The sequence below is a fragment of the Crossiella sp. CA-258035 genome (assembly GCF_030064675.1).
Taxonomy (GTDB): Bacteria; Actinomycetota; Actinomycetes; order Mycobacteriales; family Pseudonocardiaceae; genus Crossiella.
The window spans coordinates 2,620,958-2,640,524 of sequence record NZ_CP116413.1; the positions used below are offsets into that span (position 1 = coordinate 2,620,958).

The window sequence follows — 19,567 nt, forward strand, 5'->3', positions numbered from 1 at the left end:
CCCAGCCACTGACGTTCGCGAAGAGGAGAGCGCCAAAGTGCGGCGTACGTTGATGAACGGCAAGATCCACCGGGCCACCGTGACGCAGGCCGACCTGCACTACGTCGGCTCGGTGACCATTGACGCCAACCTGATGGAAGCGGCCGACATCGTCGAGGGCGAGGTCGTGCACATCGTCGACATCACCAACGGCGCCCGCCTGACCACCTACGCCATCACCGGCGAGCGGGGCAGCGGCGTGATCGGCATCAACGGCGCGGCCGCGCACCTGGTGCACCCGCAGGACATGGTGATCATCATGTCCTTCGCGGAGTTCACCGAGGAGGAGCGCGCCGCGCACGTGCCGCACGTGGTGCACGTGGACGCCGACAACCGGATCATCGCGCTGGGCAGCGACCCGGCCGAGCCGGTGCCGGGCAGCGACCAGCTCTCCGGCCGCGTGGTCGCCGCCGCGCACTGAGGACTCGCGGACGACACCGGCTCGGGGCCGGTGCCGAACGCCGCCGAGGGCGGTCACCCGGGGTGCGGGTGACCGCCCTTCACTTGTCCGGCAACGGGATCAGCCGCTGACGGCCTTGCGCAGCTTGGGCAGCACCTCGGTGATCAGCCAGGGGATGTTGCCGGGGGTCGGCGTGCGCAGGGCGTGGAACTCCAGGCCGGTCATGATGATCCGGCCGCCTGCCTTGACCACGCGCAGGTTGCGGAACAGCGGGTTGGACTCCACCTCGCGCTCGTTGTCCGCCGAGCCGTCGTAGTTGATCAGCAACAGGTCCACGTCCAGCTTGTCGTACTGCTCGGCGCTCAGCTCGGCCGCGAAGTTGCCGGGAAGTGCTTGCAGGGACTCCGGAATCCGCAGCCCGAACGCGCCCAGCTGCACCCCGGCCGGGTCCTTCGGCTCGCGCAGCGCGTACAGCTTGCCCGCGCCCGCCGCCTGGGCCATGGTGGCCCGTTTCCCTTGCAGCGCCGGGTTGTCCGCGCGGGTCCTGGCCAGCGCGGACTCGGTGTCGGCGACGAGCTTGTCCGCCTCCGCGGCCTTGCCGACGGCCTTGCCGACCTGGCGGGTCACCGCCTGCCAGCCGTCCTGGTACGCGCCGAGCTCGAACGCGGTGGTCGGCACGAAGGCGCTCAGCCGCGAGTAGTACTTCTCCAGGTAGTAGTCGGTGTTGGCCAGGATGAGGTCCGGTTGCAGTTTGAGCACCTGTTCCGGGTCGAACCCGCTGTCTCCCGCGGTCAGCAGTTCGGGCGTGACGCCGTTGAGCTTCGCCTTCGCCCACGGGGTGATGCCGCTGGGGTGCTCCCTCGACCTGGGCATGCCCACCGGCGTGATGCCCAGTGCCAGCAACGCGTCCTGGTCCACCTCGCCCAGCACCACGATCCGTTTCGGCGTCGCCGGGATCGTGGTGGTGCCGAGCTTGTGCGTCAGCGTCACCGGGTATCCGGCCGCCGCGGCGGGTGGGGGCGCCTCTGGCGCGCTGCCACACCCTGCCGCAACGACAAGGGCCGCGCTGACGAGCAGCGCGGCCCCGTTCCTGATCGCTGTGCTGGAAAGGCTCACCAGCTCAGTCTGGCATCAGGCAGCCGTCTTCTTCACCGCCTCGGACAGCTTCGGCACCATCTTGTCGATGGCCCACGGCACGCCCAGCGCGGACGGGTTGCGGATGGCGTAGAACTCGGGCAGGTCGACCACGATGTTGCCGCCCTTGCTGACCACCTTGAGCTTCTTGAACAGCGCGTTCTGCTCGACGTCCTGCTGGTGCTGCTTGTTGTCGTTGTAGTGGGTGATCAGCACGCTCTGGTCCAGCAGGTCGTACTTCTCCGCGCTCACCTCGACCGCGAAGCTCTCCCCTGGCAGCTGCTGGATGGCCGGCGGCATGCTCAGCCCGAACTCGCCGAAGAGCTTGCTCGCGGAGTCCGCGGGCGACTTGAGCACCATGATCGTGCCGGTCTGCCCGGTGACACCGAAGGCGAAGGTCTTGCCGCTCAGCTCCGGGTTGGACTTCTTCACGCCGGCGATCTTGCCCTCGACCTCGGTGACCAGCTTCTCCGCCTCGGCCGACTTGCCGACGGCCTGGCCGACCTGGCGGGTCACCTGCTGCCAGGTGTCCTCCACCGGACCGGTCTGGAAGGCCGTGGTCGGCACGATGTCGTTGAGCTTCTTCCAGTACTTGTCGATGTAGTAGTCGTAACCGGCCAGGATCAGGTCCGGTTCGAGCTTGAGGATCTGCTCGACGTCGAAACCGTTGTCCCCAGCGGTCAGCAGCTGCGGGGCCGCGCCGGTGATCTTGGCCTTGCTCCACGGCGAGAGGCCGTCGGCCATGCCCGTCTTGACCGTCGCGATCGGCTGGATGCCCAGCGCCAGCAACGCGTCCTGGTCGGTCTCACCCAGCGTCACGATCCGCTTCGGCGCGGACTTGATGGTGGTGGTGCCGAGCTTGTGCGTGATGGTGATGGGGTATCCCGGCGCGGCACCGGCCGACGTGTCCTTCGGGGCGCCGGCGTCACCGCCGCCACCGCACGCGGACAGGCCCAGCGCCAGGGCCGCGCCTGCCGCGAGCATACGAACGAGCCGACTCGACGACCTGTGCGTTCGCGTCGTCATACGGAGATCCTTCTTTCCTGGTGAGCCGATTAGGTTAGCCAACCCTAATCCACTGGTGCGGTCGATCGATCACGGGACTGTCCGCTAGCGATAACGGAACTACTCCACTTCCTCAGCGCGGCGGTGAGCACCGGGCCGAAGACCGCGACGGCGTCCGGGGACAGCAGCTCGTCGTGCGGGTACGGCAGCACCCGGTCATCGATCTCGCCCGCCACCTGCCCGGCCCAGCTCGCCGCGCCGGTCCCGGTGGACCCCTCGGCGCTGAACAACAGCAGCGGGCCCCGGCAGGCGGGGTAGTCCTGGCCGGGCAGCAGCCGGTCGTGCATCGTCCAGGCCCGGACCAGCGCCTCGGTGGTCGGCTCGGCCGCGCTCAGCCGCAGCCGGTCCCTGATCCGCCCGGCGTCGAGCGGCTCGTCCGGCGGCAGCGCGGGATCGGCAGGCTGGGCGTCGAGCACCGCGAGCAGCGCGACCTCTTCGCCGTCGGCCTGGAGCAGTCCGGCGATGGCGTGCGCGAGCTGGCCGCCGAAGGACCAGCCGAGCAGGTGGTACGGGCCGCTCGGCTGCACGGTGCGGATCCGCCGCAGGTGTTCGCGGGCCAGCGCGTCGAAGCTGTCCACGGTCTCCCCGGCCACCACGGGCGACTGGAGGCCGTAGAGCGGCCGGTCCTCGTCCAGGTGCGGCACCAGCGCGGCGTAGGGCCAGGCCAGGCCGAAGCCGGGGTGGATGGCGAACAGCGGGGGCTTGCCGCCCTCGGCGCGCAGCGCGAGCAGCCCGGCCAGCGCCGGGTCGGCGCCGTCGGCCGCGCCGAGCCGTTCGGCCAGCGCGGCCACCGTGGGGGCGGCCATCACCGCGCCGACGGAGACTCCGTCGACCCCGGCCGCGCGGATCTGGCTGACCAGCCGCATGGCCAGCAGCGAGTGCCCGCCCAGCTCGAAGAAGCTGTCGTCCACGCCGACCCTGGGCACGCCGAGCACCTCGGCGAACACCTGGCACAGCACGGCTTCCCGCTCGGTGCGCGGTCCCCGGCCGGCGCTGCGCGCGCCGAAGTCGGGCGCGGGCAGCGCGGCCCGGTCGAGCTTGCCGTTGACGGTCAGCGGCAGCGCGTCCACGGCGATGAAGGCCGAGGGCACCATGTAGGCGGGCAGCCGCTGCCCGGCCCACTCGCGCAGCTCGGCCGCGTCCGCCGTGCCGACCAGGTAGGCGACCAGCCGCTTCACCCCGGCCAGCTCGCTGTCCACGGCGAGCACCGCGACCTGCCGGACACCGGGGTGCTCGGCCAGGGTGGCGTCGATCTCGCCGATCTCCACCCGGTAGCCGCGGATCTTGACCTGGTCGTCGGTGCGGCCGAGGAAGTCGATGGTGCCGTCGGCGCACCAGCGGACCAGGTCGCCGGTGCGGTACATCCGCTCGCCCGGCGCGCCGAAGGGGTTGGCCACGAAGCGTTCCGCGGTGAGCGCGGCCCGGTCCAGGTAGCCGCGGGCCAGGCCGACCCCGGCGATGTACAGCTCACCGGCCACGCCCGGCGGGACCGGCCGCAGGTACTCGTCGAGCACGTGCGCCCTGGTGTTCCAGATCGGGCGGCCGACGGTGGGCAGGTCCCGGTCGGTGGTGCCGCCGCCGAGGGTGTTGATGGTGTATTCGGTTGGGCCGTAGAGGTTGTAGCCCAGCACGCCGGGGGTGTCCCGCAGGGTTTCCCAGACCTGGTTGGACACCGCCTCGCCACCGAGCAGCACCAGCAGCGGCCGGTGGCCGGGGTTCTCCTCCAGCAGACCGGCCTCGATGAGCTGCTGGCAGTAGGTCGGGGTCACGTTGACCACGTCGATGAGGTGCTCATCGCAGTAGGCGGTGAGCGCCTCGGCGTCCCGGCGCAGCTCCTCGTCGCAGACGTGCACCTCGTGGCCCTCGACCAGCCAGAGGAGTTCTTCCCAGGACATGTCGAAGGAGAAGGACACGGTGTGCGCGATCCGCAGCCGCCGTCCGGCTTCGGCGACCACCGGGTCGAAGATCGCGGCCCGGTGGTTGAACTGCATGTTGGTCAGCCCTCGGTAGGGGGTGACCACACCCTTGGGCTTGCCGGTGGAGCCGGAGGTGTAGATGACGTAGGCCGGGTGGTCCAGGCTGAAGACCGGCCGTTCCGCCGCGCTGAGATCGTTGCCGGACAAGGCGTTCAGCTCGTCCTCGGCGGTGTCCAGCAGCACCGTCGGCGCGGCCGTGGCGGGCAGCGTGGCGGCGACATCGGTGGTGCTGACCAGGCACACGGCCTGCGCGTCGGCGAGCATGAAGGCCAGCCGCTCGGCCGGGTAGTCCAGGTCCAGCGGCAGGTAGGCGGCGCCTGTCTTGAGCACCGCGAACAGCGTGGCCACCATGTCGGCCGAGCGCGGCAGGCCAAGGGCCACCACGGTTTCCGGCCCGGCGCCGCGAGCGCGCAGCAGGCGGGCGATCTGGTTGGCGCGCTCGTTGAGCTGCGCGTAGCTCCAGCGGACCTCCCCTGGCAGCCCGGGGTTGGCCACCAGCGCGGAGGCGGCCGGGGTGCGCGCGGCCTGCTGTTCGAGCAGGTCGGCGATGGTGAGCTCGGGGAAGGCGCGGCCGGTGTCGTTCCAGGCGGCCAGGCGGGCGCCTGCCGCGCCGAGCACGTCCAGCTCGCTCATCCGCAGGTCCGGGTCGGCGGTGACCCGGTCGAGCAGGTCGAGCAGCCGGTCCAGCAGGGTGGCCGCGGTGGCCTGGTCGAACAGGTCGGCCGCGTACTCCACGTCCAGGCCCATGCCGTCGGTGTCCGAGCCGTAGTCGCGCAGCACGAAGTCCAGGTCGAACTTGGCGGTCGGCGGGTCGAAGCGGCCGTCGGCCACGGTCAGGCCGGGGAAGCTCGCGCCGCCGGTGCCCTGGTTCTGGTAGCCGACCATCACCTGGAACAGCGGGTTGCGGGAGAGCGTGCGGGTCGGGTTGAGCGCCTCGACCAGTCGGTCGAAGGGCAGCTCGGCGTGGCTGAGCCCGGCGATGTCGGTGTGGCGGACCCGGTCCAGCAGCTCGCCGAAGCTCGGGTTGCCGCTGACGTCGGCCCTGATCACCAGGGTGTTGACGAAGAATCCGATGAGGTCGTTGAGCTGCTCGTTGTCCCGGCCGGCCGCCGGGCAGCCCAGCGGGATGTCCACGCCGCCGCCGTAGCGGTGCAGCAGCGCGGCCACCGCGGTCTGGAACACCATGAACACGCTGGCGTCCCGGCTCCTGGCCAGCCGCCGCAGCCGCACCGCCAGCTCGGGACCGATGTGCCGTTCGATGGTCTCGCCCTGGAAGCTGGCCACCGCGGGCCGCGGCCGGTCCAGCGGCAGGGACAGCTCCTCCGGGATGCCGGCCAGCGCCTGCCGCCAGTAGGCGAGCTGCTTGCTGTGCAGGCTGTTCGGGTCCTCCGGCGAGCCGAGCAGGGCGCGCTGCCAGAGCGCGTAGTCGGCGTACTGCACCGGCAGCGGGGCCAGTTCCGGCGCCCGGCCGGCGTGCCGGGCGGCGTAGGCGGTGGTGAGGTCCTCGACGAAGGGCCGCATCGACCACTCGTCGAAGGCGATGTGGTGGAACACGGCCAGCAGCACCGAGTCCTCGGCGCCGAGGGAGAGCACGGCCAGCCGGACCGGGTGACCGGTGGCCAGGTCGAAGGGCTCGGCGATGGTCGCGGCCACCGCGGCGTCCAGCTCGGCCTCGCTGACCTCGGTCACCGTGACCCGGGGATCGATCTCGGTGACCGGCAGGACGCGCTGGTACGGCGTGCCCTCGTGCAGCTCGATCACCGTGCGCAGGCTCTCGTGCCTGGCCAGCACATCGCCGAAGGCGGCGCGCAGCGCGTCCAGGTCGAGCACGCCGGTGAGCCGGATGCCGGTGGGCACGGTGTAGGCGGCGCTCGCGGTGTCCAGCTGGTCGAGCAGCCACAGCCGCTGCTGGGCGAAGGACAGCGGGATCCGCTCCGGCCGGGTGCCCGCGGCGAGCACCGGGACCGCGGAGCGGGGCGCGCTGCCCAGTGCCTTGGCGGCCAGCTCGGCCACCGTGGGCGCGGTGAACAGGTCCCGGATGGCCAGCTCCACGTCCAGCGCGGTGCGGGCCTTGCCGATCAGCCGGGCGGCCAGCAGCGAGTGGCCGCCGAGGTCGAAGAAGTTGTCGTGCACGCCGACCTTGGGCACGCCGAGCACCTGGGCGAACAGCTCGCACAGGGCTTCCTCGGCCGGGCTGTCCGGCGCGCGGCCGCCACCGGCTCCCGCGGCCAGGTCCGGGCTGGGCAGGGCACGGCGGTCCAGCTTTCCGTTGGTGGTCAACGGCAGCCGCTCCATGGTGACCAGCGCGGCGGGCACCATGTAGTCCGGCAGCACCGCCTTGAGGTGCTCGCGCACCCTGGCCACCAGGCCGGTGTTGTCGCGGGCCGCGGAGGGGTTGTTGGCGTAGCCGCTGAGCGCGGCCCTGCGGGTGCGGGTGGGCGCGTAGGCGTCCAGCAGGACCTCGTCGGTGGCCAGGGTGAACACCGCGTCGAAGCTGCCGTCGGTGGTGTCGGACCAGGTGAGCAGCAGCCGGTAGCCGGTCCGCTCGGCCAGTTCGCACAGGGCCTCGGGTTCCACCCCGGCGGCGGTGTCCGGGCGGAGCAGGCGCTGGGCGACCGCGCTGGGCGAACCGGCCTCCAGCGCGCGCTGGGCGGCGACCTCGGCGGTGAGGCGGGCGTTGGGGATGCGGGTGACCCGCAGCGACTCCGGCCGCTCGGCCAGCCGGGAGGCCAGGTCCACGGCGCTGTCCCACACCAGCCTCGGACCGTCCACAACGGACAGTGCGTCCGCGCCTGCCTTGCGCAGCACCACGTCGTAGCGGTGCCGGGACAGCTCGTTGTGCATGTGCCCGCGCTTGATCCGCAGGTCCGCGCCGGCCAGCGTGGGCAGGTGGTCGGACAGGGCGGTGAAGTAGTCCGGGTCGACCAGCAGCTCCTTCTCCAGCAGCACCGCGCGCTCGATCGCCTTGCGCAGCGCGGCTTCCTCGGTGCCCTCGCCGCTGCGGCCGAGCTGGATCGCGGTGTGGAAGGTGCGGGCCAGCCGCAGGTTGCGCACATCGCCGATGAACAGCGCGCCGCCGGGGGCGAGCAGGTCCATCGCCTTGCCGATGACCTCGGTGAGGTAGTCGACGTTCGGGAAGTACTGGATCACCGAGTTGATCACGATGGTGTCGAAGTGCCCGACCGGCAGGCCGTCGGTGTCGTGCGCGGCCCGCACGCTCAGCTCGACCTTGGCGGCCAGGTCCGGGTCGGCCAGCAGGTCCCGGCGCAGCTTCTCGATCACCGGGGCGGCGAAGTCGCAGGCCCAGTAGGACTCGGTGTGCTGGGCCAGGCCGGAGAGCAGCAGGCCGGTGCCGACGCCGATCTCCAGCAGCCGCTTCGGCCTGAGCTCCAGGATGCGCTCCAGGGTGGCCGCCCGCCACTCGCTCATGTCGGTGAACGGGATGGGCGCGCCGTCGTAGCTGCTGTCCCAGCCCGCGTAGTCCTCCTCGAAGACCGCGGTCGGGATCTCGGTGTACTCGTCGCTGTAGATCTGCCGCCACTCGGCGATCTGCTCGGCCTCCACCTCGGCGCGGAGGTCCTCGTCGGTGGCCTCGGCCGGCACCAGGTAGCCGAGAAGTCGTTTCACGCCGGGCAGATCGGTGTCCGCGGCGATGACCGCGGCTTGGGCGACCTCGGGGTGCGCGGCCAGCGCGCTCTCCACCTCGCCGATCTCCACCCGGTAGCCGCGGATCTTGACCTGGTCGTCGGTGCGGCCCAGGAAGTCCAGGTTGCCGTCCTGCCGCTCGCGCACCAGGTCGCCGGTGCGGTACATGCGTTCGCCTTGCGCGCCATAGGGATCGGCGATGAAGCGGTCCGCGGTGAGGCTGGGGCGCTTGAGGTAGCCGCGGGCCAGGCCCACGCCGGAGATGTACAGCTCGCCAGGCACGCCCACCGGGACCGGGCGCAGGTAGGCGTCCAGGATGTAGGCGCGGGTGTTCCAGATCGCCTTGCCCACGGTGGAGGTCGCGCTGTCCTCGGTGCCGCCGCCGAGGGTGTTGATGGTGTATTCGGTGGGGCCGTAGAGGTTGTAGCCGAGCACCCCTGGGGTGTCGCGGAGTGCGGACCAGACCTGTTCGGAGACGGCCTCGCCGCCGAGCAGCACCAGCACCGGGCGGTGGCCGGGGTCCTGCTCCAGCAGCCCGTTGTCGATCAGCTGCTGGCAGTAGGTGGGCGTGACGTTGATGACGTCGATGAGGTGCCGGTCGCAGTAGGCGGTCAGCGCCAGCGCGTCCCTGCGCATGTCCTCGGTGAGCACGTGCACCTCGTGGCCCTCGACCAGCCAGAGCAGCTCTTCCCAGGACATGTCGAAGGAGAAGGACACCGTGTGCGCGATCCGCAGGCGTCGTCCGGCCTGCGCGACCACCGGGTCGAAGATGGCCACCCGGTGGTTGAACTGCATGTTGGTCAGGCCGAGGTAGGGGGTGACCACGCCCTTGGGGCGGCCGGTGGAGCCGGAGGTGTAGATGACGTAGGCCGGGTGCGCCAGCCGGTGCGGGTCGGTGCGGTTGAACCCGCGCCGCTCGGCGTCGGCCAGGTCCGTGCCGGGCAGCGCGTCCAGCTCGGCGGCGATCTCCGCGGAGTCCAGCAGGACATGCGGGATCTCGGTGTGCGGCAGCGTCGGATCGACGTCCACAGTGGACAGAACGTAGAGCGGCTCGGTGTCGGTGAGCATGAACTCCAGCCGGTCGGCCGGGTAGTCCAGGTCCAGCGGCAGGTAGGCGGCGCCGGTCTTGAGCACCGCGAACAGCGCGGCCACCATGTCCGAGGACCGGGGCAGGCCAAGGGCCACCACGGTTTCCGGCCCCGCGCCGTGCTGGACCAGCCAGCGGGCGATCCGGTTGGCCCGCTCGTTCAGCTCGGCGTAGGTGTGGGTGGTCTCGCCGAAGACCAGCGCGGTCGCCTCGGGCGTGCGCGCGGCCTGCTGCTCCAGCATGTCCGCGATGGTGATGTCCGGCACCGGGTTGGCGGTGCTGTCCCAGCCCGCGCGCAGCAGCGCCAGCTCGTCGCCGACCAGCACGTCCACCGCGGCGCAGGAGGCCAGCGGGGTGTCGGCCAGCGCGGCCAGGATGCTCAGGTAGCGCTCGGCCAGGCGCTCGATCTCGGTGCGGCTGAACACATCCCGGTGGAACATCACCCGCAGCTCGGTGGTGACGCCGGGGTTGACCACCATGGTGACCGGGTAGTGCGTGGCGTCGAGCACCTCGTGGTCGCGCACCCGCAGCGAGCCGTCCGGCCCGAAGCCGCGTTCCTTGGACGGGCGCGGGAAGTTCTGGAAGACGAACAGGGTGTCGAACAGGGTGCCGATGCCGACCAGGCCCTGCACGTCGGTGAGCCCGAGGTACGGGTAGTCGAAGAGCTCGGCCTGCTCCTCCTGCACCCGGCGCAGCACCGTCTCCAGCGGGTCGGTCGCACCCAGCCGGACCCGCACCGGCACGGTGTTGAACAGCAGGCCGACCGTGGTCTCCACACCGGCCACGTCGGGGTGGCGGCCGGAGACAGAGGCGCCGAAGACCACGTCGTCCCGGCCGGTGAGCCTGCCCAGCAGCATCGCCCACGCGGTCTCGTACAGCGTGCTCGCGGTGACCCCGGATTCGCGCATCCGCTTGGCCAGCCGGGCGGCCAGTTCCGGCGGCAGCTCCAGGTGGATCTCGTCCGCGGCGGTGAGGTCCACCGCGCGGCTGTCCGCGCCGGGGGCCAGCAGGGTGGGCTCGGTGAGGCCGTCCAGGTTGCGCCGCCAGGCCGCGCGGGCCTGGTCGTGGTCCTGCGCGGTGAGCCAGCGCAGGTAGTCCCGGAACGGGGTGGTCGGCCGGGCGGACTCGGCGGCCGGGTCGGTGTAGAACTCCAGCAGGGTGCTCAGCAGCAGACCGCCGGACCAGCCGTCCAGCAGGATCAGCTCGGAGGTCATCACCAGCCGGTGCTCACCGTCGCCGACGGTGGCCAGGCCGAAGCGGATCAGCGGCGGCCGGTCGGCGTGGAAGGGCCTGGACCGCTGCTCGGCGACGAAGTCCTGGAACGCGGCATCGTCCTGAGTGGACAGATCGGCGTACTCGAACGGGGTGTCGAACTCGGCCGGGATGAACTGCACGGCGGGGGCGTCGTCGGCGGTGGCGAACCCGGCGACCAGGTTGGGGTACTTGGCCAGGGACAGCCGCACCGCCTCGCGGAAGCGGTCCGGGTCCAGGGTGCCGGTCAGGTGCAGCACGGCCTGCTGCACGTAGACGTCCCGCTCGGCGCCGTCGAGCATCAGGTGGAAGAGCAGGCCCTCCTGCAAGGGCGAGAGCGGCAGCGCCTCCACCGCGCCGGGCGGCAGCGCGACCGCGGGCGCGGGCGTGGCGGCGGGCTCGTGCGCCAGCAGTGTCTTGCCCCAGGCGGAGAGCAGCGCCTCGGCGTCGAGCTCGGGCAGCGCGGCCGGATCCCAGCAGAGCGTGGTGCGCACGCGCTCGCTGTTGCGGTCGAACCAGGCGCCGATCCGCAGCAGGTAGCGGGCGGCGTTGTCCGGCACGGGTTCGCCTGCGCCGGGGTCCGGGTCGTCGCCGAGGTCGGTGATGCCGTACTCAATCAGGACGGCGGCCTCGGCCAGGTCGGCGAAGGTGGCCGAGGTGCTGCCGCTGAGGTACTTGGCCACACCGAACTCGGTGGCCGCGGCGGCATCGACCGCCACCGCCCGTCCGCCCGCACCGTCCACATCGGACAGCTCAGCCGGGCCGAACAGGACGGGGAACACCCGGCGCAGGTTGCCCAGCACACCGGGGCGGTCGCGGTCGGACTCGCTGACATCCACCAGCAGGCCGTCGGTGGCCCCCAGGTGCGGGACCAGGCCGAGCAGCACCCGCGCGCGCAGGCCCTCGGGGACCGCGACCTCGTTCAGCGACAGCACCCGCTCGACCGTGCGCTGCGGCCCGCTGGGCTCACCGTCGCTCACCCAGGGCGCGGCCAGGTCCAGTTCGTCCACCCGGTCGGCCAGCTCCAGCCAGGGCTCCACCCGGTCAGCCAGGCCAGGGTCGCGGGCCAGGGTGTCCAGCGCGGACAGGTACTCCCCGGTGCCCGAGGTGCTGGGCGGGCCACCGGCGAGTGCGGCGCGCAGGTCGGCGACCAGCACCGCCCAGCCCTCACCGTCCACATCGGACTCGTGCGCGGCCACCACGAGCAGCCCGTCCCGCTCCGCGCCCCGGTCCACCCAGGCGGCGGCCAGCGCGGCGTCGCCGTCGAGCAGCTCGGCGGCGCGCTGCTTGGCCTCGACGAGCTCGCTGGCGGTCCCGGCCCAGCACAGCTCACCGCGGTGCCGCAGCACCTCGTGCGCCTCGATGACCGCGCGCACGGCGGCCTGCGCGGCCGTCTCACTGGTGCCCGAAGGCCCGGCGACCACGCGCAGCGCGGGCGCGGGGGACCCGGTGAACGCCTCGTCCAGCCAGGCGGCCGCCGGGGTGTCGGCGAGGTGGATCTGACCGGATGATGCGCTCAACTCTTCGGCTCCGATTCTGCTGGTGCGGTCACTGCGGCCGACCACAGCCCGAGCAGCGCGCTGGCGGCTGCCGGGTCGAGGTCGGGGGAGAACTGGAGGTCGAGCAGCACGCCGTCCGCCCGGACCTGGTGGGTGGCCACGAGCACGCGCCCGGCCGGGAACAGCGGATCCGGCGCACCGGCGCGCAGCAGCACCGCGGCGTCCCGGTGTCCGCGCAGCGCCTTGGAGCCTGCCCTGCTGGCGTGCCGGAGCAGGCCGAACTCGTGGCCGCGGTCGGCCCAGTAGCGCAGCTCCAGCTCGGTCTCCGCGCGCGGGCCGGTCGTGGCGGTGAAGGCGAACGGGTGGACGTGGCTCAGCGGCCCGACCGTGCCGGAGAGGTCACCGGCCGCGGACTTGGCGCCGGTGCGCGGGTCCACCTCGCGGTCGATCCGCAGCCGGGTCCCGTTCGCGCCGGACCAGGTGCGCAGCGCCTCGATGAAGGCCGCCGCCACCGTGTCCGGATCGGCTGCCACGGTTTCGCTGACCCGGCCGCCGTCGCTTGTTGCCAGTGCCGAGGCGGGAATCGGGTCGGCGGTCTCGTGCAGGGCGGCGGTCCACTCCGGCAGCGCGGCGGCCACCTCGTTGGCCTGCGCGGCCAGGTGTTCGGTCCAGGCCCGGAAGGTGGTCGGCGGCGGGGTCAGGGTCTGTCCGGCCAGCACGGCGGTGAGCTCGTCCGCGATCAGCTCCAGCGAGGGCTGGTCCACCGCCAGCCCGTGCCCGGTCAGCGTGACGCCGTCCGGGGTCAGGTCGAGCCGGAGGGTGGCGCCCCTGGTGATGTCGATCTCGGTCAGGTCCGGCTCGCCGGGCTGGATCTCGGCCCGCCACAGGCGTTTGTTGCTCGGGTCCACCACCAGGTGCAGTGCCTCGTGCCGGGCCAGCACGGTGGCCGCGGCGGCCCGCAGCCGGTCCTCGGTGGCCTCGATGGCCCTGGTAACGGAGACCAGCAGGCCGTTGACGCCCAGCTCGCTCTGCCGCAGCCAGTGCAGCAGCGGCGGCGGGGTCACCGGGCCGGGGGTGATCGCCGGGGGCGCGCACAGCTCGGCCAGCGCGGCCACCGTGCGGTGCTTGAACACCTCGCGCACCGACAGCGCCAGCCCGGCCTCCTTGGCCTTGGCCACCAGCAGCGCCGCGCTGATGCTGTCGCCGCCGAGGCTGAAGAAGCTCTCCCGCACGCCCACGGCATCCAGGCCGAGCTGTTCGGCGAACAGCCGGGCCAGGGTGGCCTCGGTCGGCGTGGCCGGTTCGGTGGCCGCCGCGGCCTGCGGGGCGGGGTCGGGCAGCCGGGCGCGGTCGAGCTTTCCGTTGGGGTTCTCGGGGAACTCGGCCAGCGGCACCAGCAGCGCGGGCACCAGGTAGTCCGGCAGCCTGCCCGCGAGCCGCTCCCGCAGCACGACCGGGTCGGGTGCCGCGCCCGGCGCCGCGATGAAGTAGCCGATCAGCCGGAGCGCGCCGCCAGGTCCGGGCCGGGCGACCACCACCGCCTTGTCCACCTCGGGCTCGGCCAGCAGCGCGGCCTCGATCTCACCGGGCTCGATCCGGAAGCCGCGGATCTTGACCTGGCTGTCCGCCCGGCCGAGGAACTCGATCACCTCGCCGCGGCGGCGGGCCCGGTCGCCGGTGCGGTACAGCCGGGAGCCGGGCGGGCCGAACGGGTTGGCCAGGAAGCGTTCCGCGGTCCGGCCGGGCTGGCCGAGGTAGCCGCGGGCCAGCCCGTGCCCGGCCAGGTACAGCTCACCGGCCACCCCCGGCGGCACCGGCCGGAGCGCGTGGTCGAGCACGTAGGCCTGGGTGTTGGCCACCGGCACGCCGATCGGCACCGGCCCCGCGCCGGGGCTGCCGACCTGCGCGAGGCTGTCGCCGGCGGCCTCCGAGCAGCCGTAGAGGTTGACCAGCCTGGCCAGCGGCCAGCGCGCGGCCACCTGCCCGGCCAGCTCGGCGGAGAGCGCCTCACCGCTGGAGATCCAGGTGCGCACCGAGCCCACCGCGCCCTCGGGCGCGGTGCGCAGCAGCGCGGAGAGCAGGCTGGGCACCACCGTGACCAGGTCCACCGCGTGCCGGTCGATCAGCTCGACGAGCGCGGCCGGGTCGCTGACCGCGGCGTCATCGGCCAGCACCACGGTGTCCCCGGCGACCAGGCCGCCGAGCAGCTCGGTGGAGCCGTCGATGAAGCTCAGCGAGCTCTTCGCGATCCGCACCCCACCGGCCAGCTCCCGGCCCCAGTCCAGCCGGTTGGCCAGCGCGGTCTGGGTGCCTGCCACCGCCTTGGGGCGGCCGGTGGAGCCGGAGGTGAACACCAGGTAGGCCGGGTGCTCACCGCGGATCTCCACCGGTGGCCGGGCAGGTCCGGTGGCCTCCGGCGGGCAGGTGTCCGTGAGCCCGAACTCGGCGGCGAACTCCGGCAGGCACACCACCAGCGCGGGCCGCGCGTCGGCGAGCATCAGCTCGATGCGGTCGCGCGGGTAGCCCAGGTCGACCGGCAGGTAGGCAGCGCCGGTCTTGACGATCGCCAGCAGCGCCACCACCAGTTCCGCGGTCCGCGGCAGCGCCAGCGCGACGATCCGCTCCGGTCCCGCGCCCCTGGCCGCCAGCGCGTCCGCGAGCCGTTCGGCCCTGCGGTCCAGTTCGGCATAGCTCAACGACTCCGCGCCCGCCAGCACCGCGGTGGCTTCCGGGGTGCGCGCGACCTGCGCGGCGAACAGGGCGGCCGGGTCGGACGCGGTCAGCTCGGTGGCGGCGCCGGGCGCGGTCACCGCGGCCAGCTCGGCCTCGGTCATGATGTCCACAGTGGACAGTGCGCGGTCCGGTCCGGCCAGTGCCGTGCGCAGCAGCAGCTCCAGCCGGTCGATCAGGCGCTGCACGGTGCCGTGGTCGAACAGGTCCTTGGCGTAGACGGCGAACCCGTCCAGTCCGGCGGACTCGGTCTCGGTGAAGTACAGGTCCAGGTCGAACTTGACCCCGCCGGTGTCCGGCAGGAATGGCTGGGTGGTCAGGCCGGGCAGCTGGAGCTCCAGGTCGTCGGCGCGCTGGTGGATCAGCATCACCTGGAACAGCGGGTGCCGGGACAGCGAGCGCTCCGGCGCGACCCGTTCCACCACCCAGTCGAAGGGCACGTCGGCGTGCGCGAAGGCATCCAGGTCGGCGGCGCGCACCCGGCCCAGCAGCTCGGTGAAGCTCGGGTCTCCGGCGAGGTCGGTGCGCAGCACCAGTGTGTTGGCGAACAACCCGACCAGGGGTTCCAGGTCCGCGTCGCCGCGGCCGGTGATCGGCGAGCCGAGCGGGATGTCCGTGCCCGCGCCGAGTTTGCTCAACAGCGCGGCCAGTGCCGCGTGCAGCACCATGAACACGCTGGCCCCCTGCCGGGCCGCCAGCGCGCGCATCGAGTCCAGCAGCTCCTGGGGCAGCTGGAACTGGACCAGCCCGCCGCGGTGGCTGGCCTCCGCCGGTCGCGGCCGGTCAGTCGGCAGGGACAGCTCGGCTGGCGCACCGGCCAGGGTCCGCGCCCAGTAGTCGAGCTGGCGACCGGCCACCGAGTCCGCCTCGGTGCGGACACCGAGGATCTCCCGCTGCCACACCGCGAAGTCCGCGTACTGCACCGGAAGCTCGGGCCAGCCCGGCTCCTGTCCGGCGGCCCTGGCGGTGTAGGCCTCGCCGAGGGTGGCCAGCAGCGGGCCGAAGGACCACTCGTCGGCCGCGGAGTGGTGCAGCAGCAGCACGAGCGCCCACTCCTGCTCGCCGGTCCGGGCCAGGCTCACCCGCACCGGCAGCTCGGCGTCCAGCCGGAAGGTGTGCTCGGCCGCCTCGTCAAGATCGTCCACAATGGACACCGAGAGCAGTTCGCGAGCCTCGGTGGGGGAGAGGATCCGTTGCACCGGAAGGCCGTCCGGCCCCTCGGTCAGCAGGGTGCGCAGCGCCTCGTGCCGCGCGACGACATCACCGAACGCCGCCCGCAGCGCGTCCAGGTCCACCGGCCCGCGCACCCGCACGCCCAGCGGCAGGCCGTAGGAGGTGGACGGGCCGCGCAGCTTCTCCTCGAACCACAGCCCGGTCTGCGGGAACGAGGCGGGCACCACCTCGGGCCGCCGCACCTCGCGCACCGCGGGCCGGGTGTCGGTGGCCGAGGGCAGCCGGGCGGCCAGCTCGGCCACGGTCGGCGCGTCGAACAGCGCCCGCAGGTCCAGCTCCACCGACAGCAGGGCGCGCACCCGGCCGATCACCTTGGTGGCCAGCAGGGAATGCCCGCCCAGTGCGAAGAAGTCGTCGTCGATGCCGATCTCCGGCAGCCCGAGCACCTCGGCGAACACCCCGCACAGCACGCGTTCCCGCTCATCCCGGGGGCCGCGGCCGGAGACCTGCGCGCCCAGGTCGGGCTCGGGCAGCGCGCGCCGGTCCAGCTTGCCGTTGACCGTGACCGGCAGCTCGGCCATGGCCACGAAGGCCGCGGGCACCATGTAGTCCGGCACCCGCTCGGCCACCCCGGCCCGCAGCGCGGCCAGGTCCACCTCGGCGGCCGGCACGAAGTAGGCGACCGGAAGTCCTTGGCGCACCACGACCGCGCACTGCGCGACCTCGGCCTGCGCGGCCAGCGCCGCCTCGATGTCGCCCAGCTCCACCCGGAAACCGCGGATCTTGACCTGGTCGTCCACCCGGCCGAGGCAGTCCAGGCTCCCGTCGGCCAGCCACCGCGCCAGGTCCCCGGTCCGGTACATCCGGCTGCCCGCCGGGCCGTAGGGGTTGGCGGTGAAGCGTTCCGCGGTCAGGCCCGGCCGCCCCGAGTACCCCCGCGCCAGCTGAGCCCCGGCCAGGTACAGCTCGCCGGTGACACCCGGCGGCACCGGCCGCAGCCGCTCGTCCAGCACGTAGGCCTGGGTGTTGTGGAACGGCCGCCCGATCACCGGTGTGCCGGTCACCTCGGCCGAGGTGACCCAGATGGTGGCTTCAGTCGGCCCGTACACGTTGGTGACCCGCGCGGCGACCGCGCGCAGCTCGTCCGCGGTGGTCGGGGGCAGCGCCTCGCCGCCGACCAGCACCCGCAGGCCGCGCAGCAAACCCGGCTCCTGGGCCAGCACCGCGCCGAAGAGCGAGGGCGTGGCCTGGATGACGGTGGCCCCGGACCCGGCGGCCAGCCTGGCCAGCCGGGCCGGGTCGCGCACGGTGTCCTTGGTGGCCAGCACCACCTGGGCGCCGGAGACCAGCGGCAGGTAGATCTCCAGGGCCGCGATGTCGAAGGCGATCGTGGTCACCGCGAGCAGCCGGTCGGAGCAGGCCAGCGGCGTCAGATCGTCCATTGTGGACAGGAAGTTGGCCAGCGCGGAGTGCGGGATGCCCACCCCCTTGGGGCGGCCGGTGGAGCCGGAGGTGTAGATGGTGTAGGCGAGCTGGCCCGCCCGCAGCCGTCCGTGCGGCTCCGCGCCCAGCACGTCCCAGCCCGGGCGGTCCAGCACCAGCTGATCCGGCTCTGGCACCAGGTCGGCCAGCTCGGCGGTGGTGAGCACGCAGGCCGCGCCCGCGTCGGTGATCATGTAGTGCAGCCGGTCCGCCGGGTGGTCGGCGTCCAGCGGCAGGTAGGCCGCGCCGGACTTGAGCACGCCGAGCAGCGCCACCACCAGCTCCGGGGTGCGCGGCAGCAGCAGCGCCACCACCGACTCCGCGCCGATTCCCTTGGCGCACAGGGCCGCCGCCAGCCGCTCGGCGCGGTGGTTCAGCTCGGTGTAGGTCAGGGTGGACCCGTCCTCGCCGCGCACCGCCACCGACTCCGGGGTGCGCCGGACCTGCGCCTCGAACCGGTCCACCACCGTGGTATCCGGCACCGCGCGCTCGGTGTCGTTCCACTCGGCGAGCTGGTTGAGCAGGTCTTCCGCCGGTAGCAGGGGAAGTGTGCTGATCGGAGTGTCCGGAGTGGACAGTGCGGCGGCGAGCAGGTGCTCCAGGTGGTCCAGCAGCCGGGTGATCCGGTCCGCCTCGAACAGGTCCAGCCGGTAGGTGGCCTCCACCAGCAGCCCGTCCGGCCGCAGGAACGCCTCCAGCCACAGGTCGAACTGAGCGCCGTCGTTGCGGATGTGCTCCCAGTCCGACTCGATGCCCGGCAGGTCGAGGCCGCCGATCCGCTGGGCCAAGAACAACAGCATCACGTCGAAGAGCGGACCGCGGCCGCGGCGGCGTTCCGGGCGCAGGTCGTCGATCAGTTTGTCGAAGGGCAGGCCCTGGTGGGCGAACCCGTCGGTGGCGGTGCGCCGCACCTGGCCGAGCAGCTCGCGGAAGGTCGGATCGCCGGAGACGTCGGTGCGCAGCACGAGGGTGTTGCCGAAGTTGCCGACCAGGTGCTGGGCCTGCGCGTGCCCCCGGTCCATCACCGCCGAGCCCAGCGGGATGTCGGTCGCCCCGGTGTAGCGCCGCAGCAGCACCGAACAGGCCGCCACCATGATCATGAACGGCGTGACGTTCTCGCTGGCCGCGACCGCGCGCAGCCCCTGCGCCACCGCGGGATCGAACCACTTCGCGACCAGCCCGCCGCGTTCGGAGCCACTGGTCGGGCGCGGGTGATCCGTCGGCAGGTCAAGGGGTTCCGGGGCAGGGGTGAGCTGCTCGCGCCAGTACGCCAGGTCGGCCTTGCTGCTCTCGGCCGGCCAGCGGGACTGCTCCCAGGCCGCGTAGTCGGCGAACTGCACCTCCACCGGCGGCAGCCCGCTGGGCTCGCCGGTGACCTCGGCCCGGTACAGCGCGGAGAGCTCGTGCGAGAGCACGCCCCAGGTGCCGCCGTCCCAGGCGATGTGGTGCACCACCAGGATCAGCGCCAGCTCCCGCTCGGCGAAGCGGAGCAGCGCCAGCCGGATCGACTCCTCGGCGGAGAGGTCGTAGGGCACCGCGGCCAGCCGCTCGGCCGCAGCCCGTCCGGCCGCGGCCCATTCGGACTCCGGCAGCGACGTGTGATCCGTCACGGGCAGCTCGACCCGGTAGTCCGCGGTGACCACCTGGTGTGCGGTCCCGTCGGCCTCGGCGAGGTAGCGGGTGCGCAAGATCTCATGCCGGTCCACCAGCACCTGCAGCGCGCGGTGCAGCGCCGGCACGTCCACCGGGCCGGACAGCCGGACCAGCAGCGGCACGTTGTAGGTGGTGGAGTGCGGGAACGTCCGCTGGTGCACCCACATGCTCTGCTGGGCGAAGGACAGCGGCGTGCGCTTCGAGCGGTCCCTCGGGGTGACGCGGTCCGGTGACGAGTCCTCGGCGATGCCGGCCTTGGCCATCAGCTGGCGCATCAACGCGCGTCGCTTTGCTGCGGCGTCGGTCCGCGCGCCCGGTTCGTTCGTCATCAGTCGTTGTCCTCGGAGAGCGCGGGGAGCAGGGTCTATGAGGCTAACCTTGCTTAGGTTAGCCTTCCTTTCGCAAGAGGCCAGTGTGCCATGCAGCCTGGATC

Annotated in this window: 5 protein-coding genes; 1 reads left to right on the top strand and 4 read right to left on the bottom strand. The window is 72.7% G+C overall.

What is annotated here, in order from left to right; translation table 11 throughout:
* The first annotated feature begins 37 nt into the window (after positions 1-37).
* Positions 38-460 carry an aspartate 1-decarboxylase gene (gene panD, locus N8J89_RS12130; RefSeq protein ID WP_252485555.1) on the top strand — a complete coding sequence of 141 codons (423 nt, stop codon included), beginning with the start codon at positions 38-40 and terminating at the stop codon, positions 458-460.
* Between the two features lie 99 nt (positions 461-559).
* On the opposite strand, the gene N8J89_RS12135 is transcribed toward panD, so the two are convergent.
* The 4 genes from N8J89_RS12135 to N8J89_RS12150 all read right to left on the bottom strand — a co-directional run bounded on the left by N8J89_RS12135 (position 560) and on the right by N8J89_RS12150 (position 19,463).
* On the bottom strand, positions 560-1,555 hold the full coding sequence (locus N8J89_RS12135) for an iron-siderophore ABC transporter substrate-binding protein (RefSeq protein ID WP_283664433.1): 996 nt from the start codon (positions 1,553-1,555) through the stop codon (positions 560-562).
* 15 nt (positions 1,556-1,570) lie between these two features.
* Positions 1,571-2,557, bottom strand: coding sequence for an iron-siderophore ABC transporter substrate-binding protein (locus tag N8J89_RS12140; protein WP_283664434.1), 987 nt, complete (start codon positions 2,555-2,557; stop codon positions 1,571-1,573).
* A gap of 86 nt (positions 2,558-2,643) precedes the next feature.
* Positions 2,644-12,117, bottom strand: coding sequence for a non-ribosomal peptide synthetase (locus tag N8J89_RS12145; RefSeq protein WP_283664435.1), 9,474 nt, complete (start codon positions 12,115-12,117; stop codon positions 2,644-2,646).
* The gene (locus N8J89_RS12150) at positions 12,114-19,463 is read right to left on the bottom strand and encodes a non-ribosomal peptide synthetase (protein ID WP_283664436.1); all 7,350 of its coding nucleotides are present in this window, start codon (positions 19,461-19,463) and stop codon (positions 12,114-12,116) included. The genes N8J89_RS12145 and N8J89_RS12150 overlap by 4 nt, the downstream gene beginning before the upstream one ends.
* Between the last annotated feature and the right edge of the window lie 104 nt (positions 19,464-19,567).